The organism is Peribacillus sp. TH16 (assembly GCF_016651095.1).
GTDB lineage: Bacteria > Bacillota > Bacilli > Bacillales > DSM-1321 > Peribacillus > Peribacillus butanolivorans.
The window spans coordinates 2,108,321-2,133,933 of the sequence record NZ_JAEKEM010000009.1 but is presented as its reverse complement, the minus strand read 5'-3'; the positions used below and the strand labels follow the sequence as shown (position 1 = coordinate 2,133,933).

Annotated in this window: 25 protein-coding genes; 15 read left to right on the top strand and 10 right to left on the bottom strand. The window is 37.3% G+C overall.

Going from position 1 to position 25,613, the window contains the following annotated elements; genetic code table 11:
- Positions 1–254: 254 nt before the first annotated feature.
- From JFV29_RS24265 to JFV29_RS24250, 4 genes are read left to right on the top strand one after another with little or no spacing between them, the layout of a single operon-like run.
- Positions 255–635, top strand: coding sequence for a GntR family transcriptional regulator (locus JFV29_RS24265; protein ID WP_056521067.1), 381 nt, complete (start codon positions 255–257; stop codon positions 633–635).
- Positions 632–1,318 (top strand): ABC transporter ATP-binding protein, encoded by a 687-nt coding sequence (locus JFV29_RS24260; RefSeq protein ID WP_201186892.1) that lies wholly within the window; start codon positions 632–634, stop codon positions 1,316–1,318. The genes JFV29_RS24265 and JFV29_RS24260 overlap by 4 nt, the downstream gene beginning before the upstream one ends.
- Complete coding sequence (locus tag JFV29_RS24255) at positions 1,315–2,148, top strand: hypothetical protein (RefSeq protein WP_201186890.1); 834 nt, start codon at positions 1,315–1,317, stop codon at positions 2,146–2,148. Before JFV29_RS24260 ends, JFV29_RS24255 begins: the two co-directional genes overlap by 4 nt.
- Positions 2,149–2,173: 25 nt before the next feature.
- Positions 2,174–3,412, top strand: coding sequence for a hypothetical protein (locus tag JFV29_RS24250; protein ID WP_201186888.1), 1,239 nt, complete (start codon positions 2,174–2,176; stop codon positions 3,410–3,412).
- A 300-nt stretch (positions 3,413–3,712) separates the two neighbouring features.
- Here JFV29_RS24250 and JFV29_RS24245 read toward each other — a convergent pair whose 3' ends face one another.
- The gene (locus JFV29_RS24245; protein WP_201186886.1) at positions 3,713–4,912 is read right to left on the bottom strand and encodes an MFS transporter; all 1,200 of its coding nucleotides are present in this window, start codon (positions 4,910–4,912) and stop codon (positions 3,713–3,715) included.
- A 12-nt stretch (positions 4,913–4,924) separates the two neighbouring features.
- Positions 4,925–5,353 carry a MarR family winged helix-turn-helix transcriptional regulator gene (locus JFV29_RS24240; protein ID WP_376109681.1) on the bottom strand — a complete coding sequence of 143 codons (429 nt, stop codon included), beginning with the start codon at positions 5,351–5,353 and terminating at the stop codon, positions 4,925–4,927.
- 202 nt (positions 5,354–5,555) lie between these two features.
- Between JFV29_RS24240 and JFV29_RS24235 the strand changes: the two genes are divergently transcribed.
- Positions 5,556–5,960 (top strand): hypothetical protein, encoded by a 405-nt coding sequence (locus JFV29_RS24235; protein ID WP_201186884.1) that lies wholly within the window; start codon positions 5,556–5,558, stop codon positions 5,958–5,960.
- A gap of 1,117 nt (positions 5,961–7,077) precedes the next feature.
- Positions 7,078–7,473 carry a VOC family protein gene (locus JFV29_RS24230; protein WP_201186882.1) on the top strand — a complete coding sequence of 132 codons (396 nt, stop codon included), beginning with the start codon at positions 7,078–7,080 and terminating at the stop codon, positions 7,471–7,473.
- 113 nt (positions 7,474–7,586) lie between these two features.
- On the opposite strand, the gene JFV29_RS24225 is transcribed toward JFV29_RS24230, so the two are convergent.
- Positions 7,587–8,258 (bottom strand): DUF6944 family repetitive protein, encoded by a 672-nt coding sequence (locus tag JFV29_RS24225; RefSeq protein WP_201186878.1) that lies wholly within the window; start codon positions 8,256–8,258, stop codon positions 7,587–7,589.
- Between the two features lie 222 nt (positions 8,259–8,480).
- Between JFV29_RS24225 and JFV29_RS24220 the strand changes: the two genes are divergently transcribed.
- From JFV29_RS24220 to JFV29_RS24205, 4 genes are all read left to right on the top strand, one after another.
- On the top strand, positions 8,481–8,954 hold the full coding sequence (locus tag JFV29_RS24220; protein WP_201186877.1) for a DUF4306 domain-containing protein: 474 nt from the start codon (positions 8,481–8,483) through the stop codon (positions 8,952–8,954).
- Between the two features lie 765 nt (positions 8,955–9,719).
- Positions 9,720–10,301, top strand: a complete 582-nt coding sequence (gene plsY, locus JFV29_RS24215) for a glycerol-3-phosphate 1-O-acyltransferase PlsY (RefSeq protein ID WP_397327810.1) — start codon at positions 9,720–9,722, stop codon at positions 10,299–10,301.
- 255 nt (positions 10,302–10,556) lie between these two features.
- Positions 10,557–11,849: a glycosyl hydrolase family 8 gene (locus JFV29_RS24210; protein ID WP_201186871.1), complete on the top strand. Its 1,293-nt coding sequence runs from the start codon at positions 10,557–10,559 to the stop codon at positions 11,847–11,849.
- Positions 11,850–12,024: 175 nt separating this feature from the next.
- Positions 12,025–12,420, top strand: coding sequence for a VOC family protein (locus tag JFV29_RS24205; protein WP_201186870.1), 396 nt, complete (start codon positions 12,025–12,027; stop codon positions 12,418–12,420).
- A 730-nt stretch (positions 12,421–13,150) separates the two neighbouring features.
- Here JFV29_RS24205 and JFV29_RS24200 read toward each other — a convergent pair.
- Positions 13,151–13,816: a hypothetical protein gene (locus JFV29_RS24200; RefSeq protein ID WP_201186869.1), complete on the bottom strand. Its 666-nt coding sequence runs from the start codon at positions 13,814–13,816 to the stop codon at positions 13,151–13,153.
- A 95-nt stretch (positions 13,817–13,911) separates the two neighbouring features.
- A complete protein-coding gene (locus JFV29_RS24195; RefSeq protein WP_201186867.1) occupies positions 13,912–14,061 on the bottom strand; it encodes a hypothetical protein in 150 nt (49 codons plus the stop codon).
- Positions 14,062–14,327: 266 nt separating this feature from the next.
- On the opposite strand from JFV29_RS24195, the gene JFV29_RS24190 reads away from it, so the two are divergent.
- From JFV29_RS24190 to JFV29_RS24175, 4 genes are all read left to right on the top strand, one after another.
- Complete coding sequence (locus JFV29_RS24190) at positions 14,328–14,495, top strand: hypothetical protein (RefSeq protein WP_201186863.1); 168 nt, start codon at positions 14,328–14,330, stop codon at positions 14,493–14,495.
- A gap of 83 nt (positions 14,496–14,578) precedes the next feature.
- Positions 14,579–14,953 carry a thioredoxin family protein gene (locus JFV29_RS24185; protein WP_274607080.1) on the top strand — a complete coding sequence of 125 codons (375 nt, stop codon included), beginning with the start codon at positions 14,579–14,581 and terminating at the stop codon, positions 14,951–14,953.
- Between the two features lie 175 nt (positions 14,954–15,128).
- On the top strand, positions 15,129–15,635 hold the full coding sequence (locus tag JFV29_RS24180) for an RrF2 family transcriptional regulator (RefSeq protein ID WP_053347813.1): 507 nt from the start codon (positions 15,129–15,131) through the stop codon (positions 15,633–15,635).
- Between the two features lie 2 nt (positions 15,636–15,637).
- Positions 15,638–18,487 carry a YhgE/Pip domain-containing protein gene (locus JFV29_RS24175; RefSeq protein ID WP_207205174.1) on the top strand — a complete coding sequence of 950 codons (2,850 nt, stop codon included), beginning with the start codon at positions 15,638–15,640 and terminating at the stop codon, positions 18,485–18,487.
- A 46-nt stretch (positions 18,488–18,533) separates the two neighbouring features.
- Here JFV29_RS24175 and JFV29_RS24170 read toward each other — a convergent pair whose 3' ends face one another.
- The 4 genes from JFV29_RS24170 to JFV29_RS24155 all read right to left on the bottom strand — a co-directional run bounded on the left by JFV29_RS24170 (position 18,534) and on the right by JFV29_RS24155 (position 20,581).
- Positions 18,534–18,905, bottom strand: a complete 372-nt coding sequence (locus JFV29_RS24170) for an ArsR/SmtB family transcription factor (RefSeq protein WP_053347811.1) — start codon at positions 18,903–18,905, stop codon at positions 18,534–18,536.
- The gene (locus tag JFV29_RS24165) at positions 18,906–19,337 is read right to left on the bottom strand and encodes an SRPBCC family protein (RefSeq protein WP_201186859.1); all 432 of its coding nucleotides are present in this window, start codon (positions 19,335–19,337) and stop codon (positions 18,906–18,908) included.
- Positions 19,338–19,500: 163 nt separating this feature from the next.
- A complete protein-coding gene (locus tag JFV29_RS24160) occupies positions 19,501–19,944 on the bottom strand; it encodes a DUF6376 family protein (RefSeq protein WP_201186857.1) in 444 nt (147 codons plus the stop codon).
- A 31-nt stretch (positions 19,945–19,975) separates the two neighbouring features.
- The gene (locus tag JFV29_RS24155) at positions 19,976–20,581 is read right to left on the bottom strand and encodes a protein kinase family protein (RefSeq protein WP_056520214.1); all 606 of its coding nucleotides are present in this window, start codon (positions 20,579–20,581) and stop codon (positions 19,976–19,978) included.
- 731 nt (positions 20,582–21,312) lie between these two features.
- Between JFV29_RS24155 and JFV29_RS30760 the strand changes: the two genes are divergently transcribed.
- Entirely contained in the window at positions 21,313–24,660 is a 3,348-nt protein-coding gene (locus JFV29_RS30760) for an SH3 domain-containing protein (protein ID WP_242486938.1), read from the top strand.
- Positions 24,661–24,879: 219 nt separating this feature from the next.
- Here the strand turns inward: JFV29_RS30760 and JFV29_RS24125 are convergent, their stop codons facing one another.
- Complete coding sequence (locus JFV29_RS24125) at positions 24,880–25,326, bottom strand: Rrf2 family transcriptional regulator (RefSeq protein ID WP_201186855.1); 447 nt, start codon at positions 25,324–25,326, stop codon at positions 24,880–24,882.
- Between the last annotated feature and the right edge of the window lie 287 nt (positions 25,327–25,613).

The window sequence follows — 25,613 nt, the reverse complement described above, 5'->3', positions numbered from 1 at the left end:
ATTTTACTCTATAAGGGACTTAACAGAAAAATGAGCAAAAAAATTATCGCCGACTTTACGATGATCACCAATAAGCTACTAAAACCTCGATTTCATTACGCAATCGGTTTTTTTAATATGTGGAAATTCTATATTGACAGTGAAGGTGTATTACGAGTATAGTACATCTATAAGGTGTATGAACTACTTAATACATACACTCGTTATTAAATTTCAAATCGAAGTTTTTTCCTAAATAAATAGGGGGTAGTTTTATGAACGTTAATACCCGAGAACCGGTATATTTGCAAGTTGTGAGGCATTTTAAAGAACAAATTGCCATTGGGAAATTCGTAGCGGGACAGGAAATTCCATCCCGAAGAGAACTGGCGGCTTCACTGAACATTAATCCTAATACAGCTCAAAAAGCGTATAAAGAAATGGAGGAACAGGGTTTGATTCATACAGAAAGAAATTTTCCTAGTCAAATCACAACAAATGAAACGATTTTACAGGCTGTTAGACAGGAGCTTATTCTGGCAGCGGTTGATTCTTTTGTCGATGCTATTCGGCCTATTAATGTGCCAGTTGAAGAGCTGCTTCGAGTGGTTAAAGAAAAATATTCGGAAGAAATAAGGGAGGGGGAAGAAAAATGATAGAAGTAAAACAAATCTCTAAGAAATACGGCCGGAAGACAATCTTAGATGGTGTTTCGTTTACTGCTAATAAAGGTGAAGTCACTTGTCTGATCGGGATAAATGGTGTCGGGAAAACGACTACACTCAAAGCCATTATGGGATTGACGCCTTATAAAGGTGAAATCTTAATTGATAATGAAAAAATGACTAAGAACAGTTATGAAAAAATCACGTTTATTCCGGACGCACCGACCATGCTTCCATCAATGACGGTTAAACAGGCAATGGTTTTCATGGAAGATTTCTACACGTCATGGAACTCGGAAAGAGCTAATCAATTATTGGGATTTTTTAAACTGAACGAAGAGATCCCCATTTCGGAATTGTCAAAAGGCAACACAGCTAAGCTTAACCTAATGCTGGGTCTGTCCCTTGATGTGGATTATGTACTGATGGACGAACCATTTTCGGGCATTGATATGTTTAGCCGGGAGCAAATTGCCGATGTCTTTGCGAGCCACCTTATCGAAGACAGAGGAGTCATCATCACGACCCATGAAATCGGTGATATTGAACATTTAATCGATAAGGTCATTTTATTGGATAACGGTAAAGTCCTCAAAGAGTTCAATACAGAAGAAATGCGTGAAGAGGAAGGGAAATCAGTAGTCGATGTAATGAGAGAGGTGTACCAATCATGATGCGTTATTTAAAGCTAGTGAATTTTGAAATCAATCGATTTAGTAAAATATATATTTCTTTATTGTTGATAACATTGGTGTCGCAGTTAGTTGGAGTGATCATTGGAACAAAGAGTTTTCTTAATCGAGCCCATGATATCATGTCGGAAGAAAAAATATCAGAAGCCGCCTATTTTACTAATTATGGTGGTATTGATTTTACCCAAATTGCTAATTCTCTCTGGTTCCAAGGACCGATCGCGTTGAGTGCAGTTGCTCTTGTTTTTTACATTTTTCTGATTTGGTATCGTGATTGGTTTGGAAAGAATACCTTCATTTATCGCCTATTGATGTTACCGACATCGAGATTGTCAATCTACCTTTCTAAAGCTACGGCCATCATCTTGATGGTGTTAGGGTTGATTGCTTTGCAGATTATCATTTTACCCATGGAAAATGCCCTATTTAATTCATACGTACCTGAATCGTTCTTGAACAAGGAAATGTCAATTTACTCCATTGCGAAATTTAATAGTGTCTTGAATTTGGTTATCCCAAGCACCTTCACACAATTCCTGCTTAACTATGGCATTGGTCTTATGGTCATGTCGATATTATTCACAGCGATCATGTTTGAAAGGAGTTTCCGTATAAAAGGCATCATTTTGGGCTTGGTGTATACCGGAATCGCCGCTGCGTTGTTTTTAACTCCTGTTTTCGTAATGGCAAGTGATGTTTTCTATTTTTACCCTGGTGAACTCGTGGGTATACTGATCGCTTTAGGAATCATTGTGACAGGACTATCGATTTGGCTTGGTTCCTGGTTATTGAAAAATCGCGTTACCGTATAACAACTATTAAAGGAGAGTGAACAAGGTGAAACGTTATATATGCAGCATCATTATTGGAATGGTTGTCATCTTAAGCATCGGAACCTATTATGTCAAAGTAGCTTCCTCCGCTTCCGGCCTTCCAAAGTATACGTTCAAGACGCTAGAAGGTAGTAGCAAAGAGCTTGATCCGGTAATCATAAATGGTTCTTCACTTGAAGCCAATCCCTATTTTGAATTATTAACGATTGAATCCAATCAAACAACATATGACAGCGAAAAGTCTTACTTTGAAAGCTTAACTGGAAGACAAGATGCTCAAATGGGAAGATTAATGAAAGAACATCGTTCATTTATGCGTGGTAAGGGTTTTATCGATTCTTTTTATGAAGACAGTGATTTCCTGGCTTACGCCTCGGTAAATGAAGATTTCACAAAGAGCGGAAACATGGAAGCGAAGTTTGATATCGCTTTATTGGAGAAGAAAAGCAACGATGAAAGTTCTTTCAGTTTGGAACTTCCTGATCAAGAGAGAAAAATGAATACGAATGTCGTGGATGTGCAATTGGTCCATTCAAAACTACAGGTATTAACGACTAATGATGTGAATTCCAACGATGACAAACAAACGAAAGAGGTTCATCTGTATACGATCGATTTAGCTAATAAGAAAGTAATAGGCGATAAAACTCTTTTATCCGAAACTTATAATGGCAATGACCAAGTCGAAGTTGGGATGCCAATTGATGTTGCTCCCACCAAGGCAAACAACATGATTTTATTTTCTGTGATCAAAGGGGTAAATCATGAGGATGGTCCATATGAGGAAAAGCCAAAAGAAAGCAAACTGCTATCTTATCATTATGAAACGGAAAAATTAGAAACGGTTAATGGGTCCGAAAAAGAATCTCTTAGCCTGGACATGGCAAAATCAGGATATGTTGATGGGGAAAACCTATACGCAGTTGATACCAAATCCGATAAATATCACATTAAGACGTTTGATCTAAGCAGTCAAAAGATAACGAAGGATCTAGAGCTAGATCTAGCTGTTCATAAGAATGAAGAATACTTCGCCACCGTTAAGAATGGAAAGGTGTATATCCTTCTAGGTAATGACAGATATCCAGAGGAAATGGATTATAAAACTAAACCGCCTCGATTGCTGATTGCCGATTTAAAGACCGGAAAGACTTTATATAAAGGTGAAACAGTCATTCAATCAGCAGATCAAAAGAAAACCAAAAATCATGGTTTTTATATAGAAAATATAGAAGTCAAATAAGGACCCCTATCACTAGAAGCAGTCTCAAAAACTATAGAGACTGCTTCTTTTTTTAGTGAAGGTCGAATTATTGAGGACGAATTATCCAGCAAAGGACGAATTAATACCAATGAAGGACGAATTATCTCTCTGAAGGTCGAATTAATACCAACAACGGACGAATTATCCCCAACAACGGACGAATTCCCGTTGTGCAATAAAACTATTTGCTTATCAGACTTATTCTTTAGATCGAACTCATGGCATAAAAGCATTAAAAAAAGGGATATCCCGTTACAGGATATCCCTTGCTAATTTCGATCAAATTGAAGCGATTTTTACTCTTGCTGCACTTTCATTCTTGCCGTGCAAGAAGTAGTAAAGAAGAGAAGTTGCTATGACCACAACACCTAGGATGACATAAAGTGTACTGTAGCCTGTTAATGGAATGATTAAACCTAGTATATAAGGACCAAATCCAAGTCCAGCATCAAGCATGATAAAGAAGGTTGACGTTGCCATTCCCATACGGTGAGGCGGAGTCATTTTAACGGCGATCGCTTGCGAGCTTGATTGCATATTACCGAATCCAAGTCCAATAAGGAATCCGGCTGCCAATAAAGTGAAACTATTACTTGTTTGACTTAGAAGGAGCAGTCCGGCTCCAAAGATAATAAAGGCCGGATACATAATATAGTTCGATCCTCTCCGGTCCATTAACGGTCCTGAGAAAGGGCGTGATAACAATACTGCTACTGCATAGACTACAAAGAAGAAGCTTGCAGTATTAACTAGGTTGATTTCCATTGCATAGAAACTGATAAAAGAAAGAACGCTAGAGTAACAGAAAGCTAATAATAGAGTAATAAATGAGATGGGCAGTGCCTTTGGCTCAATAAAGTTGGATAGCTTGAATCCCTTACTTTCAGATACTTTGATCGTTCCTTTTAATGCAGGTACATAAAGGAAGAATGCTGTAATCAAACTGATTACCCCTAAAGCAAGGCAGAAACTAAAAATCGTTTGAAAGCTTGCATGTTGTGTCATATAAAGTCCGATGAAAGGACCGATTGCTGTGGCCAGTGTTGCACTCATGCTGTAGTAGCCGATTCCTTCCCCTTTTCGTGTTGCCGGGATAATCTGAGCTACAATCGTTCCTGTCGCTGTGCTGGCCATACCCATTGCTATACCATGTATTAGACGGTTAGCAAGCAGGAAGGTAATACCGAAATCAACAAAATATAATAGTGTTGTCAAAGTAAAAAAGATTAGACCAATATACAATGTTTTCTTACGGCCAATCGAATCAATAAAGCGGCCGATGAATAGTCGCCCAATTAAAGTTCCAATAATAAATATCCCAGATATAAGGCCGGCTTGGCTTGTAGAAGCATTTAATTCATTTACTGCATAGATAGCCAATGTCACCATTAATAAATAAAAAATTAATGTTATGAAAAAATTGATGGAGGAAACAATAACAAAATCTTTCGTCCACAATTTTGGTTTGGATTGATCCATTTTATTATCCCCTTACTCTATAATATTATTTCTTATTTCGCTCATAATGCGGATGGCTGCGAGCTGTTCTTCTTCAGAGATTCCTGTTAAAATGTCCTGTTCATATTGGTCAATGGTCACACGGACATCACTATATATCTTGGTCCCAAGCTCTGTAAGCTGCATTCTTTTTTCGCGTCTATCTTTGCTGGGAACATGCTCTACATATCCTAATTCTTCTAAGCGGGTAATGGTCCTGGTAATTGTGGGTTTTTCCACGCTCTGATAATTTGCAAGCTCTACAAGCGTTGCAGAACCATAATTGGATAAGTAATGCAAAATTGACCATTGCGCTCTGTGCAAATTATGCTTGTTTAGCTGTATATTTAGATTATTTTCAAAAGGCCGGTACAGCAGCAATAGTTCTTGAAAGAATTTTTGATAAGTCTTTATCAGAAACACTCCTTATAATGTATAGTTACTGAGAGTAATTGTTACCCTGAGTAACTATAATAACAGAAATTATAGCAATATGTCCAGTCGCTTTTAAGGAGCAGACATCATAGGTAAGTTTCTTAATCAGGTATAGAAGCCACTTCATGAACTCGGCTAGGTTTTTTGCCAGAGTTAAGGGGGAATACACTTAGAGGAGATGATGTGAAGCATGTACAAATCAATGATTGCATTAGTTGCAGCCGCAACAATGCTAACTGCTTGTAACAGTAATGAAACAGATGAAAACAGTAAAGAGGTTACAGAAAAAAGTGAACAGCCCGTGCAAACAGCAGATGAACAAGGAACACAAAATGAACCCGCACAAAACGAAACAACTCCAAGTGCAGATCATGAGAAGTGGTCTTCTTTACCTGAATATGGCAAGATAATCGAGCAAATCGGTAACGAAGATTATAATTTTAATAAGGAAACGGATAATGACAATAAACGCGTTTTACTTATTGACCTAAAGGGTGAAAAACAATATAAAACCATTTTCGTTAAAAATACCAATCGCCTTAAAATCGTAAAAATAAACGGTGGCGGAGAGATTTTTAATGAGGTCATTAAATAAAAAGTCACTACACTAAGCTGTTTGACATCACAGAAAAAAGGGCTGTAATGACAGCCCTTTTTGTCATTTGTAATAGAAGAAAACTAATTAAAACCCGATAGTAAAAAGTGCAATCACTATGGCGAGTCATATTATAACGAGTATTGTGGTTATAATTCCGGCATACTTCAACCGTCCTTTTTCTTTGGATTTGAAACCTAAAATCCCAAATATAATACTAGTTATCAAAAGGATAGGACCTAAGATGAAGGATACATAAGCCCATACTATCTGACTTCGGGATTCACCAACATCTCTAAAAAGTAAAATAATCAGTTATGCTCCTATGATACTTAAAACAAGTGAAAACAAACTATATGTACTCCTCAAATTATCACCCCTAAATAATAAAATCTCGAGCGCATACTATCTATATGAAAAATAACCTTTTATACCCACTCAAAAAAACTTACAAGTAAGTTACTAAAAGAATGATATACAATAGGAAGGATCATATTCCTAAATCTTAAAGCAAGTAAACCACATCCAAAACCTACTTTTCTTTGATAAAAAAATGAAGATAAAAAAAACAACGATTAATACCAAATAATGCTGATAAAACTTCTTAGGTATGATTCCTGGAATTGTGTGATCTATTATTATGTATTTATCAGGGTAATCTAAGCCTAGAAGTATCAATATTAGTAAAGATAGGACGACTATAATAAATAATTTGAAAAATTGCTTTCCTAGAGTATTTGCTTTTGATAGTCTCGTTTGGACTTCAGACATGATATTAGATCCCAGAATGTTTTATCAAAATGAAATTACTATTGGATTAGTATTTGTGCCGTTCTCTTTAGTTTAATACTGCATATAGCCTTAACTTCTTAAAGAATTATTTGAATTTGCCACTATACATAGATTTTTAAGTTATAAGAGATCCTTACTTTTGCACACTGAATCGTGTATTCTACACTTTTTATTTGTCCATGTTGTTTAATTTGAATATTTTGCCACTTGAAATCATTCTATCAAACTAAAGTGGTTTCAAGATCTTTTTCTAATATTGTTAATACCGTATAAACGTAAAGAGGGTCTGTGGGATGTTTTCATTAGGATTTAGGGGGGATGACAGTTGTCAAAAGGACTTATTCATCATATTGAGCTATATGTTTCTGATTTAAAAAGGACTGTTGATTTTTGGGGCTGGTTTTTAGAGGAATTAGGGTATGAACCTTTTCAGGAGTGGGAAAGCGGGAAGAGTTGGAGCATAGGTGAAATGTATATAGTCTTTGTCCAAGCAGAGGAACGATTTCTTGATGTTCCCTATCATAGGAGGAGAGTAGGTCTTAACCATTTAGCATTTCACGCGATTTCACGTCATCAGGTTGTTGATATGACTCAAAAATTAAGGGACAAAGGAGTAAGCATTCTCTATACTGACACTCACCCATTCGCTGGTGGAAAGGAGCATTATGCTGTTTACTTTGAAGACCCAGATAGAATGAAAGTTGAATTGGTGGCACCTTAAGTATTTTCCATTATAGGGGAGTTAGTTTGCTAAGATAATGGAGAATTGCTAAGCAACCGCACTATATGATAAGGAGCTAACGACATCCATCTTTAGCTGTAGGTAGCCCTTTATCAGGTGTAGGAATAATTATTATAAGAATAGGGATAAGAATTGCCGTTTCCATTTTTCGGATTTTTCTCGTGTTCCTCGTGTTTAATGTGTTCAACCTCAAGGGTAATTGCATGAAGTAATATAAATGCACCAATAACTTGAATCCAGCTACCGACCAATAGAATCTGTTCCCCAATTACACTTTTTTCGTTTAAAACGTAAATATTACCGATCGCTGCTAAAAAAGAGCCTAAAGAAATGAAGCTATTTCCTATAATCGCAAGTTCCCTATAGGATGAATCCTCTTCAAGAAATGCACCTACTGCTTCAAAAGCTGCGCCAAGACCTTGGACTCCACTGCCAAGGGTATCTATTTTTACTCCCTCTTCCTCAGCACCATTTAGTTCAATACTTACTCCAACTGCATTTGTACTATTACCAGCAGCCTCAAGCCAAGCACCGAAGATGGTATATATTTGTGCTAGCTCCCTCTCAGGTTTTAACAGCTTAGTTCTCCCGATGGCTTGCAACGAATTTCCGAATGCTTCAATCCCATTTCCTTTTACGATTAAATCTTTCCCCTGATCGCTGTGGGTGAAAGTTTGCTGGGTCTGCCCGGTTGTATCAATAATTGAACCAATTAATAGTATCCATGCTCCTGAAAGAAGGAGGTCTTCTCCACGAAATGTCATATTCCCAAACGCTCCTTAAAAGAGGTTATTTTATATTATTCATAAACCAGTGTATGTTTACATAAACCTTCAAAGCCAGGGTTTAGGAATGAGAGGTAGCCTATCGTTTGAAATGAATCGAATCGTTTCTAAATATTAAGAAGATGAGGAAAGTTAGTTATATTTTAACTTTCAAATTATTGGTATAATGTAGGCAATTGTCTAGAGGTGGTGAAATTGTAAGTGAAATACATTTTTCAATTAGTAATTGCTACGCTGCTTCTTTTGTTTTTTACATTTTGTACATGGTACGAAGGAAGCGAAATTTTAGATAACCCATGGGAATGGAAATATTCAACTCACTTTTCACAGATGCTGAATGATCAAGTTGTGGATGCAAATGATATTTCAGTTTTAGATTATTTCGTATATGCAGCTAAATTCAAACCATTGTTTCCTAGCCTTATGATAATTACAGCACTTTATATAATCATTCTTTTGGGATCGATGCTATTTAAAAGAAGTGCCAAAAAAATAGCTTTATTTCTTTCTGGTTTGGGAGTACTTTTACTACTTTTAAGCAGATTGGTATCTAATTCCCCGACTGCAGGGGGAAGTTTCTTCAATACTTTTTTTCTGACAAGTGGAATTATATCCGTACTAATTGCTGCCTTATATTATTATCAAATGCCAGAAAGACATAAGACTGGAGTATAAATGTACTTTATGCCTTTTGGAGTTAACTGAGCATTATTGGACGAATTAGCTGCTATTCATAAGCAGTTTTTTTTTGTGTCGAAGCCTTTTTGAATAACCCTTAATCACTCAAAATGTATTTTCATATTTATTTTGAGTGGATAACAAATAAAGGATCATATATATTAGCCTGACTAATATGTATGATCCTTTTATATCTTTTCAACAATCGACCCCTTTAATTGAATAACTTGACTAACGTTATAATCAACTTTATTTGCAATGAAACATCTTTATAGTCATTCAACCTTTTTTTTCAAAACAGCTTCTTTCTTTTTGTTCGTTTATCAAGATTAATAATATTAATTTGAGCAAACATTCATTAGCCAAAAGCGAAAAACATACGCTAAGCAAAATATGACATCAAGAAAGCCGAGTTTTCCAACGCTAGGGAAAATCGGCTACTTCATTATTTTATTAAAGGAATAACTTCAAGAAATGAGGGATTACAGCATTAAATGTTTTTTCTTTCAATAAACCATTCGCAATATTATACACACCTAATGTATCAATTTATTATTTAGGGTCATGCCTATCATTCTGATGGATGCATGACCCTTTTATATTTTTCAAATATATCCGTCAGTAAAGACGTTAATGTGAAGGGTGTTCGGTTCAACACTGGGGTGTTGAATAGTTAAGAAAAATAGCAGGGAAATAAGCATAATAAAACGAATATTAATATATAATTGAAACAATAAATTTCAAGTAAGAAGGTAACTTATGCTGAATATAATGACTCTCGTTTCAAGTTATTTAATTGGTTCAATCTCATTTGCTTTGGTTATCGGTAAATTGTTTTATAAAACCGATATTCGAGGATATGGGAGTGGGAACCTTGGAGCCACTAATACGTTTCGGGTTTTGGGAAAAAGAGCAGGAACTACAGTAGCTATTGCGGATATATTAAAAGGTACTGTTGCTTGCCTACTCCCACAAATCTTTAATTCAACGGTTTCTCCTATATTGTGTGGCATACTCGTCATATGTGGACACGCGTTTCCTATCTTCGCGGGCTTTAAAGGTGGTAAGGCAGTGGCTACATCAGCAGGAGTGTTTATATTTTTATCTCCATTAGGTACATGTACTGCATTTATTGTGTTTCTTATTAGTTTGTTAACTTCTAAATATGTGTCTCTTAGTTCAATTTTAGCTAGTATTTCAATTGTTATTTACAGTTTTATATTTGAAGAAAAGCTAATTATAGCACTCTCATTATTTATTAGCTTATTCGTCATTATTCTTCACAGAGAAAATATTAAGAGAATATTGAAGGGTACGGAAACTAAAGTAGGTAAGAAGAAATAATAGATTTGTCTAGATAAACTAACAGGTGCACTGTATAGAGTGGTTGCTGAGACACCCTTTTTTTACTGATATAACGGAGCAGATTAGTTTAATAAATAATCGTAAATAAATGGTATATTACTTAATCGGTGTTTGAGGGGATTGGAAATTCTAACAGCTCTTTGAATACATGGAAAATTGTCAGTTACATACAAATGTTTATGGCTCGCACAATATTCTAAAGTAAATATAACACCATAATCTAAGGAGCCAGACATGAAAAAAAGAGTTAGCTTATTAATAGGCGTGATAGTAGTCGGTATCATTGCCTCGATAGCATTAGTGTATCAAAATACAAAAAAAGAGGTTGCCAGTAAAAGGCCGTTTCCTCAACATACAGTCTATCAATCTGGAACAATAAAACCAGACAATGTGTCACAAGAGGAGATGGATGATGCAGTAGCTGATTTTTATAAAACCTGGGAAAAAAAATATCTTAAGCAGCCTGTTGATAAAAAAGATGAGTATTATATTTTTTACAATGATAAGGGGTATGCAGAGCCAAAAAACGCTGTTACCGTTTCCGAAGCGCATGGTTATGGGATGATGATAACCGCAATCATGGCGGGAAAGGATCATAAGGCCAAACAAAACTTTGATGGTCTTTATAGATTTTACAAGGCGCATAGCAGCAAAAATAATCCATCTTTAATGGCTTGGCAACAGGTAAAGAATAAAAAGGGAGAAATTATTAATACGCCAGGGGATGCTGATTCAGCAACTGATGGTGATATGGACATCGCTTATGCGTTATTATTGGCTGATCAGCAGTGGGGAAGTAAAGGGGATATCGACTATCTTGCTAGAGCCAAAGACATTATTGAGGCCATCATGTTGAATGAAATAAATCAGTCTCAGTCTCTTATAAAACTAGGAGACTGGGCGGAGGATAAAGATCATGTTTACGGGCAATCAACTCGTTCATCAGACCTTCTTCTAAATCATATGAAGACATTTGAGACCGCAACAGGGAATCATAAATGGAAAGATGTAACGGATAAGGCTTATGCGATTATTCATTCTATTTATACAACAAAAAGTGGCAATACCGGTCTTATGCCTGATTTCATTGTACAATCTAAGGGAGTTTATCAGCCGGCTCAAGCTGATTTTTTAGAGGGACCAAATGACGGTAATTATAGCTGGAACAGCAGTAGAATACCTTGGCGCTATACGATTGATTACTTACTAACCGGTGACACTAGAGCGTTGGGGCAAATACAAAGGATGAACAATTGGATTAAAGAGGAAACACATGGCAATCCAGAAAATATTCAATCTGGCTATATGCTAAATGGAAAAGCGGTTGAGGAAGGAAATAGTACAAGCTTTGTTGCTCCATTCATGGTGAGCGCCATGGTTGATTCCTCTAATCAGCTATGGATCAACAAATTATGGAGCAGAACGATTCAGGAACACGACGATGATGACTATTTTGCTAATACGATTAAATTACAGACAATGATTGTGGTTTCGGGTAACTGGTGGGCTCCAGAATCCAACACATAAATGTACAAGAAGTTCGATACATAAATTAACATTTTATATCCTTTTTCAACTAGGATGCTTGGGACATTAGTTTAAGAAGAAGCTTCAAAGAGCACCCTAAATTATGATCCGTTTTTCTTATTGGAAAATCCATTGTTTAAAATAACAGAAGCTATAAAAAGGAGTTTGATGATAAATGACAAAGGTTACACCATTCTTAATGTTCCAAGGAAATGCAGAAGAAGCCATGAATTATTACACATCTTTAATCGAAGATTCGGAAATAACCAGCATTACTCGGTATGGAGCAAATGAAGCAGGTGCTGAGGGAAGCGTCATGAAAGCCACCTTTACGTTAAAGGGTCAGGAATTTATGTGCATTGACAGTAATATCAAGCATGAATTTACATTTACACCTTCTTTTTCATTGTTTATTACATGTGATACTGAAGAAGAAATTGACAGGATTTATGAGAGTTTAACAGATGGTGGAGGAGTACTAATGCCATTAGCTGATTATTCCTTTAGTAAGAAATTCGGCTGGGTAGCTGATAAGTTCGGTGTTTCATGGCAACTTACTCTTCCAATATAAATAATGATTGATGTAGAAAAGGTCACTAAATTAGTGGCTTTTTTTCATGGAATCATCTGGTTTATAGGTTTTTCCCTTCCTTAGTACTTTGTTACATACTCCATGGACATTCGGAGAAGTATAAAATTCCGAAGCCTTAAGGGATAAAAAATTTTTTACGTGTAAAAAAAATTTTACTAATAAAGAAGAATTCTCCCTGCTCAATACAACTAATTGGTCCTCGATATTAAGTTTGCCCATCGAACATTACTAGTGAATTCTCCCTTCTTACCTCCATCTTAAAAATTATTTACAGAATATTTAAACACTGGCATGCGGATTGCTAGAATAAAAGTAATATCACATAACTTTCGACGGCAGAAAGGAGGATTATGAAGTGTGAGCAAGAGAGAGTTGAAACTGCGATTCGACGATATAAAGACTTTCTCGTCCATGTTTTGATAGATTTTGGTTTTCTTTTATGAGCATTATTAAATAAAAAATATCCGCCAAATAGAATAATTATTGAAGTGAAAATCCCTACTATTTTTTTCATTTTTTTCATCCCTTTCCTTTTCTTAAATCAGCCTTATTCTTACTTTATCACAAAAGGCTAATATTACCATATTTTGGGTTCTGTGCAAATCCGGAAAAATTTTTTGTTGAACGTATTTAGATATTTAAATGAATTGTAAATATTTCTACAAAAGAAAAAGGACCATTATGGGTCCTATTTTCCGTCTTCTTCAATCTATTTAGTAAATTCACTTCTCAGTAGATAAACAACATCAAAGTCTTTTATCTCGTTAATGTGATGGTCCATATCGCTATAAAAATCTTGGGAAAGTGTTCTCATACTACCTTCACCATAGGAATACCCTACACTAGCTAAAACCATCTTATCTGAAATCAGAATGTTTTCTGCTTCATTGCTTCCCCAAACACTCATAACGCTCTCGGTGTTGATTTCAGAAATTTTTAAAGATTTGCTCTGTCCAGAACCTTCCTTCGTAATCGTTTCCAAGTTGCTACCTGTAGTCGTATCACCTTTACTATTGATGCTGACACTAAACATAGATTCATTTTGGTGAGAAGTTGGTGTCGATGTTGCAAAGATAATCGTACCATTATTTTTTAGCCCAGCAGTAACGTGAATTTTTTTATCTTCAACCCTTTTACCGGACTCATATTTTTCAACCCATACAGATACTTCTTTATATGTACTATCAGCCATATGATATTCGAATACAAATGACTGATCAGTTGTTGTTGATAATATGTCTTTTTCTCTGTCAGTCAACTTAGCTTCAGATAGTGTATTATCTGATTTGGATTTGGAAATATTATTAGTATTATTACAAGCACCCATAGTAAGTACTATCAAAGTTAGGATTGCAGTGTACAAAATCTTTTTCATTACGTCCCCCTAGAAAACATTAAAATTATTCTCTTCTCTTTTTTGCCTTCCATCTACCCCAATAAAATAACTAGGTGAAACTTCAGGAGTATCGACTAGATTGCTTTCTTATATTCATTCACAGCTCCTGCACCAAGTAATTTCCCCCCCTTTTGCAAACTTTTTTCAAACATTTCTATTTGTTTTTCCATAGCCTTTTTTCTGCCCCAACCAGCCAATTTGATAGTTTCTTGAATAGTATCCATTATTTCCACCTCTTTATTTTAACCCTACTCTGATTATACCTGAGAATAAAATTGAATATGGGCAATTTATTGAACCTTTGTAGTATTATATATTTTTTATTATTAGACTAGTAAAATCCTCAAATACATACAAAAGAGCCTTTATTAAAGGAGATGTTTGTTTGAGTTTTATTAAAAAACTTTTAGGTCAAGAATACGTTTCACCAGGAGAATTAGAAAAGGTATTATTACCGTTAGCCAATATCATTAGATAAGAGGAGAATTCTATGAAACCAATCTATTTTCTTGCCAGATTCCTGACAGTGAGTTGGTTATTTTTGAAAAAAGCTGTCACTATCTTTTCATTGATGAAAATAGGGAATTCATTTCAAGGATTTCCTCATTCATATACGAGAGATTTGGACCAGGAAATGGTGGTTTCGCCCAAAGCATAGAAAAGGTACATAAACCGAGCAATAGTAAGATAGGTCCAGGATAAACCGTTTGTACTGTGAAGGAATTAATTATATATTAATCCTTGAGTACATTAATTCATGGATTAAAGTATGATGATAAGAAAAGCTCGGAGGAGAAAATCATGAAAAATATTAGTGCAGAACAAGAATACCGTGAACAAATCAAACAAGAGGGACTAACAGTTGGGATTTTTACGACTACATGGTGTCCAGACTGCAAACGTTTAGACATGTTCATCGATGAAATCACTCAAGAACATCAAGATAAACAGTGGTTTACAATCGATCGTGATGAGTTCCCTGAGATTTCTGAAGAGCAAACGGTTATGGGAATTCCATCTTTATTAGTATTTAAAGATGGTGAAAAGATTGCTCATTTACACAGTGCAAACGCTAAAACTCCAGAGGCAGTGAATGAATTTTTAAATAACCTATAAAAACACTTTAGGTAAAGTGAACCCCGCATGATGCTGTCATGCGGGGTTCAACTTTTTTAGAAATTTTTTCTAGAAATAACTTGATTTTTATAGTGAAACGAGTTTTAATTATAGATACCGAATATCCATTATGGATACCAAACATCCACATACATACTTGAAGAGGTGAACTGATTTGCAATTAACAAAAGGGGTCGAGCAAGCTATATGCATCATTGTTATACTCTCTACCCAGGATAAAAATGTACCGCTTTCGTCTAATGAGATCAGCAGGAGATTAGAGGTGTCTCCTTCTTATTTGAAAAAAATCATAAGGAAATTGGTCGTTAAGCAGATAATCACTTCCGTTCCTGGTAATAATGGCGGCCTTTCTCTTGCCAAAAGTGTAGATAAGATTAAAAACCTTGAAATTATTGAAGCGATGGAAGGACCCATTTCGATGTTTCCGGATACGGGACTTATAGAAAAAGCGTTTAAAGATGGAGAGTATGCAGAGAAGGGGATGGACGTCCTTCGAAGGATGTTTTCTCAGGCGGATGAACTTTTAATGGAGTTCTTTTCCAGACAAACAGTAGCAGATTTGCTTAAAGAGAGCTTTGGCACCACGGACATACCGACTCTTAATTGGAATTCGGCGTCATTGAGTGAAGTACTGCGGAAAAAGAAAGGTGAAAAAGAGTGAACATGCTTAAACAAGAATGGAAGCTTTTCCTTACAAATCGAAAACTGCTCGGTGTCGCAATCGTTTTACTGTTCGTTCCGATTATTTATGGGGGGTTATTCCTTAGTTCTGCTTGGAATCCATACGGAAATACAGGTAAATTGCCTGTTGCAGTCGTGAATAAGGACGTGAAGGCGGAGTATGAGGGTAAAACCTTAACTGTCGGTAATGAGCTAGTCGAGCAATTAAAGGACAATGATGATTTAGAATGGCATTTCGTAACGGAAAAAGCGGCGAAAAAAGGGTTTGATGATGGTACATATTATATGGTCGTCACCATTCCAGAGGACTTTTCGAAAAATGCTTCAACCGTCATGGATGATAAGCCCCAAAAAATGAATTTAACATATGACGTGAATCCTGGTCGCAGTTTCGTTTCTGAAACGGTCGGAAAACAGGCAACGAATAATTTGAAAACGGAAATTGCTGAAAGTGTCACAAAAGAATATGCTGAAGCGATCTTCTCACAACTGGCTGAAATCGGAGATGGATTCGGCGATGCAGCAGACGGGGCATCAAAACTGGATGAGGGTGCTGAAAAACTGCATGATGGAAACAAAGAAGTGACAGAAAATCTGAATAAATTAGCTTCCAGTACATTAACTTTTAAAGATGGAGCGAATAAGCTTCAAATTGGCGTTGGCGAGTTTTTAGAAGGAGCCAATAAACTTGAAAGTGGAGCGTCGGAATTAAATAAAGGAATTTCACAATACACTTCCGGTGTCGGTCAGTTGCAAAAGGGTGCGGACGAACTCGCATCAGGCACAGGGGAATTAACTAATAATAGTGAAGCACTTATACAAGGTTCATCCCAACTTTCCACTGGACTGGCTAAAGTGGTTCCAGGAGCCCAAACTTTAAATACTGGATTGGCACAAGCGCAAACAGGCAGTGCGAATTTGAATGATGGGTTGAATCAATTATCACAAAATGCAAGCCAGCTGACGGACCAATCGACAGGAATCCCAAAAATGGCAGCAGGTCAGCAGAGTTTAAATGAGGGAATCAATAAACTGGCAGCAGGAAGCCAGGCGTTAAATGACGGCCTGAAAAAAATGGATGGCCAATTGCCCGGAGAAGAACAGCTGAGTCAGCTTAAGCAAGGACTGACAAGCATTCAAAGCGGTGTAAATCAATTGCAAGAAGCGGTTCCAGCAGGAAGCGGCACGTCCGGTACCGTATCTGGCATTACTGAAGATCTCCAGAATAGCCAAGCAGCTTTAACGGAACTTCAATCAACGATTGCGAATAATGGACAAAGAACAATCAATGCCGTTCAAAACACGGAAGCATTCAAAAGCATGACCAGTGAACAACAATCCGAATTAATCGGAGCCATACAAAATGAACTTCAAAACCAGGCGGAAGCACAAAAACAAATTGCATCGACTCTTGCTGCAAGTGTATCCGACTTATCAACGCAATTAACGGATAAAGTAATGCCAGTATTGAATGGATTAGGCCAGCTTCCAGAACAAGTGGCCAATTTAAATAATGCGGTGAATAAAGTCAATCCAAACGCCGTTTCAGCGTTAAACGGATATACGGCAATAAGGAACGCGCTGGAAGAACAATTGATTCCTGGTGCAACCCAATTAAATAGCGGCTTGAATGAAGCTGTTGAAGGCAGCAATCAATTAACGGCGGCAACACAAAGTTTAAATGAAAAGACACCAGAACTAGTGAAGGGGATCAACCAGTTAGCACAAGGCGGTTCCTCGTTAAATAATGGCCTGTCAAAACTAACTGAGGGTTCTGGTCAGTTGGTTGATGGGGTTTCACAACTTCAAGCAGGGTCATCCTCCTTTGGGGATGGTCTTGAGAAGTATGCATTTGGTGTTAGCCAAGTTGGCGAAGGGGCAAACAAACTTGCTAATGGGGCCAATCAACTGAATGCCAACTCAGCAGCCTTGAACGAGGGCTCATCAGCACTTGTTAATGGCACTGAACAATTGGCAAGCAATCTGCCTACTTTAAGCAATGGAGTCGTCCAGCTTGCTGAAGGCGCAGGTAAGATCAATGAAGGTTCATCAGCACTTGCTGAAGGTTCCGGTAAATTGGGTGATGGAATCTCCTCACTAAAAGATGGAACGGTTGAACTTACGGAAAAATTAAGTGATGGTGCAGAAGAAATAAGTGAAAATAAAACAACCGATGATAATTACAGCATGATTGCTGAACCGACACAGGTTAAAGAACAAAAAAGCAGTGACGTTCCTAATTATGGTCATGCTCTGGCTCCTTATGTATTATCTCTTGGGTTATTTGTAGGAGCTATTGCCTTCAATATGGGATTCCCGACAGGGTTGCCTTCTACAAGACCTACATCAGGAGTGGCATGGTGGTTCAGTAAATTTACGGTCCTATTTATCCAAGCAACGCTTTCAGCATTAGTGTTGGATGCGATCATGATTTGGGGAATGGATTTACAGGTCGAAAATATGGGGCAATTCATTGGGGTTTCCATACTGACTTCACTTACCTTCATGTTCATCGTTACCTTCTTGACTGTAGGATTTGGAAATCCAGGTCGTTTATTGGCGATGATATTCCTTGTATTACAGCTAGGTGCAAGCGGAGGAATGTTCCCTGTGGAGCTGACCAATAACTTCTTCAGTTCGGTTCACCCGTTCATACCAATGACATACTCTGTCATGGGCTTCCGTCAAGCGATGAGTACGAGCCTTGGAGCGGGTGCATTGACAGCCAGTATAGTGTTCCTGACTGGATGCATAATTGTATTTAACCTACTCTTATTGCTAACAATGGTCATCAGGAAGCGCAAAGAACACAATGTTGAGCTGGATGCATAAATTTATAAAGAAAACCCCCGGTGCAATGCGCCGGGGGTTTTCTTCATTATGATGGTTCATCCGTGTCCTTTTCTTTTTCGATGACTTTCAATCCATTTTCCCCTGAATTTTCAATCACATGTTTAAGGATGGATAGTTTGTTATCCCAAAATTGATCATAAAAAGAAAGCCACTGTTTCAATTCCGCTAAAGGTTCTGGCTGAAGCCGAAAGCGTTTTTCTCTTCCGACCTTCCGGCCACTGACCAATTCAGCTTCAGAAAGGATATGAAGATGCTTGGCAATCGCTGTACGGCTCATGGAAAAGTGAGAAGTGATTTCTGAAATGGGCAAATCCCCTTCAGCAAGCAATTGCAGGACCTTTCTGCGGGTTGGGTCTGCAATTGCCTGAAATACATCATGCTTTTCTGCTGCAGACACTTAGCCCTCAACAGCCTTTTTAAGTTTTTGATTAACGATCTGTTCCCAGCCATGATCCATTCTATCGCGAATGATCGAGCTTTTTTCGTTCGGTTTCGGAAGAATCGTGTCAGGCTCTTTCCAACCGCCATGAATAAGGGTAAACTCCGTTTTGCCATCCAGTTCTTTTAAAATGAACGAAACGATCCAACCATCCGTATCCCAGGAGAACGAGAGCCGATGTGGAGCATCTATCTCTAATACTTTACAAGGAGATGGGCCAAAAGGTGATTGTACATGGAACTCCTGTCCCACTTTCGGCTGAAAATCATTTGGCATGAACCATGAAGCTATACCCTCGGCATTCGAAACTGTATCCCAAACTTTTTGGATGGGTGCTTCAAGAATAACCGTCTTCTTTACATCTTGTAGTGTATTCTGATTTGATTCCATAATAATTCTCCTTTTTTATCATAAATATAAAACCATTTGGTTTCGCTTTTGTTGATTATATAAAACCTTTTGGTTTCATGTCAATGATAACTTGTCTCCATGCATTTATTTTTATTCATGATTTTAGAGAAATACTGCGCTTAAAACAATCCAGCCCGTCTGCTTAATTACCCAATTCTTCAATTTGGTTTGCCAGACTTGTTATATTCTCGATGGATTTCATTATCTCTGAATTTTCTAGTGCCTCGGGGTCGAATTGACCATTTTCAATATTATTTAGGTATAAATCAATTCCATCTGACAGCTGTTGGTTAGAACTGACGATTTTTTCATGGATGCTTTCTGCTATTTGGGGTGGTTCAGTTGCATTAAATTCTTCAATCTCCGTTTTCATCAATTGTAGTTCTTTTTCAAGGTTTTCTCTTGCTTCGGTATCAGTGACGGCATCTTGGGACAATGCGGGCACTTCATTGGCAAATTCCTTAACTGTACTTACATACCCTGTCGCATTATCTGCATATTCCAATGATGAATTGACTTCTCCCAAAAGCGAGCACCCGCTTAATGTAAGGATGGACATAAAAGCAATGGTTATAATTTTTTTCATATGTTCCTCCAATGTGATTTTATAGTGATGATTAGATGGGTAAGAATCTTTTTTTATAAATCGCTGCTATGGAATTCAGTATAAAGCTAGGGATTTTCTTCGGGAAAAATGACTTCGAATAGAAGAGATGAAAAGCACTTTTCAAGTCGTGCCACTGATTGCAGGATTTCACTTGCTTAAACCTTGCAACATCAATGATCTTCACCTTCTTTTCAGAAGTGATAAAGATGTTTCTTAAATGGATATCTGAAGGATTTAATCCCTCTTTCCTTGCTAATTGTAATGCATGGTCAATCTCTTTTATGTTTTCTTCCGTTATCGGAATTCCTAATGTTAAACATTCAAAAAGAGTGTTGCCTTCGATGTGATCTATAACTAAATAATTCTCACCCGCGTCATAAAGAGTTGGATAGTATTCGATAGATTGAACAGTTTGGTATATCTCAGCTTCTACTTTAGCCGTGTGAGTATGGTTCGGAAAAAACACTTTCATTGCTTTATTGGTAGAATGTATTCTAAATACATAAGCACTTCGGCCTTTTCCAATAAGTGATAAAGAATGATCGGCATCTAGTAATGTATTATTTTTATCATGAGAAATCTTGACACTTTGAGCTAATTCACTATATTGCTGCATACTTTTCACCTCTATTAGTAGTATTATCGCTTCAAATTCTTTTCAATAAAAAAGACGGTATAACCGATTGTTGGTTATACCGTCTTTAAAAATTAAAAGACCTCACCAAATAATCGGCAAGGTCTTGCAAACAACTGAAAATTAGTTGCCAATAAAGCCGAGGATAAAATCCTGTATTGACGACTTTATTGTATAGCTACTCCCCTTAACAGAAGGATTCCTATAAGTATATATAAGTAATTATATAGTTTATTATGACAAAGCGTCAAACAAAAGGATTGGATGTCTTACTCTACATATATATTCCGGACTTTTTTTAAAAATGTGCTTTTATTTAGTCGAACGTTAATTATTATTTCAATTGGAGTTAGGCTGTTCTGAAGTGAGTAATAAATTCAAAACTAAATCTTCATATTTTTTCTAAATAACTCCTCTGGAAGAGGGGCTTTTTTTGCATTCATCATTAATTCTGCTCGGTTTTATTTGTCATCCAATAGCGTATTTTTTCCGTTTTAACTTTGGGACGTGGACTATATTACAATTATATCTATTTGATTACTTAAATGTCTGTTAGATTACTATTTTGTTAAAATCGATTCTATAGATCTGAAGACACTAGGAAATATGATATATTTTTAAACGAATAAGGATAAATACCTATAAAACAACTATGATTTTAACCGATATTTAAATAAATGGTAAAAATATAATTCTTTAGTAGGGAGAATGGAATGAAGAAATTAATTATACCGACTTTCTGTTTTGCAGTATTGTCTACAGTTGCTTTCGAAGAAAAAATATCTGCAGCTCCACTACCTGCAGAACAAATAAGTACTATAGAAACTAGTAACATGTATGTAAATGTAAGTTCAGGTTCGCTCAATATGCGGAAAAGTGCATCTGAAAACGCCGGCGTAGTAGCGAAGTTGATGAAAGGTACGCAGGTAACGGTGTATTCGGAATCTAACGGTTGGGCGAAGGTCAAAGCTGATGGAAAAGAAGGATATGTCAGTACCAAATATCTATCGACAACGAAGACTGTAACGGTAACCACAGCTACTACCGCAGTTAAAACGACGATGAAATATGTAAACGTAAGTTCCGGAACACTCAATATGCGAAAAAGTGGAACGGATAGTGCAAGCATAGTAGCGAAGCTGACAAGAGGTACGCAGGTAACGGTGTATTCGGAATCCAGAGGTTGGGCGAAGATCAAGGCCAATGGAAAAGAAGGATATGTCAGTACTAAATATCTATCGACAACGAAGCCAGGAACGGTAAATAAAGCTGAAGTACTTGTTAAAACGACGACGAAATATGTAAATGTAAGTTCTGGGACGCTCAATATGCGAAAAAGTGGGACGGAAACTGCCAGCATAGTCGCGAAGCTTTCGAAAGGCACGCAGGTAACGGTATATTCGGAATCCAAAGGTTGGGCGAAGATCAAAGCCAATGGAAAAGAAGGATATGTCAGTACTAAATATCTATCGACAACGAAGCCTGTAACGGGATCCACACCATCCGCCCCTGTTAAAACGACGACGAAATATGTAAATGTAAGTTCTGGGACGCTCAATATGCGAAAAAGTGGGACGGAAACTGCGAGCATAGTCGCGAAGCTTTCAAAAGGCACTCAGGTAACGGTGTATTCGGAATCTAAAGGTTGGGCGAAAATCAAAGCTAATGGAAAAGACGGGCATGTCAGTACCAAATATTTATCGACAACAAAGCCTGTAACGGGATCCACACCATCCACCCCTGAAAAAACGACGACGAAATATGTAAATGTAAGTTCAGGGACGCTCAATATGCGAAAAAGTGGAACGGAAACTGCTAGCATAGTAGCGAAGCTATCGAAAGGTACGCAGGTAACGGTGTTTTCGGAATCTAAAGGTTGGGCGAAAATCAAAGCTAATGGAAAAGAAGGACATGTCAGTACCAAATATTTATCGATAACGAAACCAGGAACGGAATCCACACCATCCACCCCTGAAAAAACGACGACGAAATATGTAAATGTAAGTTCAGGGACGCTCAATATGCGGAAAAGTGGGACGGAAAGTGCCAGCATAGTCGCGAAGCTATCGAGAGGCACGCAGGTAACGGTGTATTCAGAATCCAACGGTTGGGCAAAAATCAAGGCCGATGGAAAAGACGGGTATGTCAGCACCAAATATTTATCGACAACGAAGCCAGGAACGGAATCCACACCATCCACCCCTGAAAAAACGACGACGAAATATGTAAATGTAAGTTCAGGGACGCTCAATATGCGGAAAAGTGGGACGGAAAGTGCCAGCATAGTCGCGAAGCTATCGAGAGGCACGCAGGTAACGGTGTATTCAGAATCCAACGGTTGGGCAAAAATCAAGGCTGATGGAAAAGACGGGTATGTCAGTACCAAATATTTATCGACAACAAAGCCAGAAACGGAATCCACACCATCTATACCTGAAAAAACGACGACGAAATATGTAAATGTAAGTTCGGGGACGCTCAATATGCGGAAAAGTGGGACGGAAAGTGCCAGCATAGTCGCGAAGCTATCGAGAGGCACGCAGGTAACGGTGTATTCAGAATCCAACGGTTGGGCAAAAATCAAGGCTGATGGAAAAGACGGGTATGTCAGTACCAAATATTTATCGACAACAAAGCCAGAAACGGAATCCACACCATCTATACCTGAAAAAACGACGACGAAATATGTAAATGTAAGTTCGGGGACGCTCAATATGCGGAATAAACCGTCAGAAGACGCTTCCATCATTGTGAAATTGGCAAAAGGTGTAGAGGTAGAAGTCATATCGGAATCGAATGGATGGTCAAAAATTAAAGCGTATGGTGGAGAAGGGTACGTTAGTACGCAATATCTATCAACAACGAAGCCTGGTTCTATCCCGGAAAGCCCGGATCCGGATCCAGACGATGAAGAAACCACGGTAGTTAAATATGTAAAAGTGGTTGATGGCTCTAATTTAAATATGCGCTCTTCAGCATCAACTTCAGCTTCGATTATAGCTAAACTTGTAAACAATACGGCAGTAACAGTTTATTCGGAGTCTAATGGGTGGTCAAGAATCACGGCGAATGGAAAGACAGGATATGTAAGTTCGCAATATTTATCAGCCAAAGCACCAGAAAGTCCAGGGAATTCGAATGGAACGATCATCAGGGTTGATAAAGAGTATAATCTTACGATGGACAAGATGGTTGAAATTCAAATGGCTGTAAATGGTCAAACGGATAAAAAGTATAAAACCTACATACGTGAGGATGGGTTAACTTTAATCAATTCAACAAAAGGCACGGTAAAAGGAACCAGTTGGCGTGTAAGGGGCGGAGCCGGATCTAATTATTGGGTAGTGGGGGCTGTCAGCAATAATCAATCATTGGATATTAAATCAAAAGTAAAGGGCTCTGACGGATACTATTGGTATGAAGTGAATTATAACAAGACATGGGTAAATGCTAGTCCAGAAGATATAAAATATAATATCAACCCTGATAATTTTGTGAATGATCCAGTCCATTCGTTCCAATTCGTTAAGCTCTCTCAATTGACCAACATGAATGTTTCTGAAGTGAATGATAGAATCCTTTCGGGTAAAGGTATCTTACAAGGCCATGCTGCAACCTTCACTTCGGCAGGAGAAAAATATGGGGTAAATGAGATTTATCTTATTTCACACGCTTTGTTGGAGACGGGGAACGGGACTTCACCGTTAGCGACAGGTGTCAAGGTGAATGGAAGAACGGTCTATAATATGTATGGAGTAGGAGCATATGATGGATCAGCGGTAAGCAGTGGTGCACAATATGCTTATAATGCAGGATGGTTCACTCCAGAAGCGGCAATCATTGGCGGTGCTGAATTCATCGCCAAAGGATATATCTCTGCTGGACAGGATACGCTATACAAAATGAGATGGAATCCCACAGCCTCAGAGAAATATGGATATGCTTCACACCAGTACGCAACTGATATTGGTTGGGCAACAAAACAAGTGAAACAGATTTATAATTTGTATAGTTTGTTAGATTCATATAAATTGACGATTGAAATTCCTAAATATAAATAAAAAAGTAAAAACACATGAGAATATCTCATGTGTTTTTACTTTAAGCTATTATTCGCAGACTACTTTGTTCCTTATGAGAGGATATATCTATGAAACAGGCATTTTATCTTCGAATTAAGGAATATATCTACGAAAAAAGCATATTATCTTCGAAATTATCTCTATATCGATTTTTCTACAAAAATAAACAAATATCACTAATAGATAAGCTGATCTTCCTTAGAATGTCCGTTTACCTAATTCTTCTTTTTCTATAATATCCTTTACAATATCTTCAATAGTTACTACGCCTAATGCCTTTTCTAAAGCTAGTTCTGCAATTGAAAAGATAGGTTCAATTGCATCTTGAATGTTTCTTCCAACGGGACATGCTGGATTTGGGTTATCGTGGATTCCAAATAACTCTTTATCTTGCACGACGTTAACAGCCTGATAAACATCGAGTAATGTAATATCGGATAATTCCTTAGCCAAAGTAGCTCCAGCGATACCTGGCCGAACATTTACCAAACCTGCATTTCTTAACATGCCAGTGATTTTTCTTATTAAAGCAGGATTGGTGTTAACACTTTTTGCGATAAATTCAGATGTATTAACTCCCTCTTTATTTATTTCTAAAAGAGATAATATATGGATTCCAACTGAAAAACGGGTACTGATAGACATCTTTTTCTCTCCTTTAAAATCTCTATACTTAAATAGTATAAATTATTTAACATGTAATACAAGTAGTTACAAGTTAAAAAAATTAGAGAGATAACCCAGTTTTTAGTTTGAAAAGTGTGTGAAAATGGAAGGTATGTTAAGAGCCAAAATAAAAGTTACGTGTAATTGACAAAACACTCTCCTGAAACTTATATTATTACATGTAAATGAATTAGTTACAGGGCGGGAAAGTAGAAGGGGGGAAATTGGCATTTTAGGTGCTAATTTTGGTAGTACCGCATTAGATG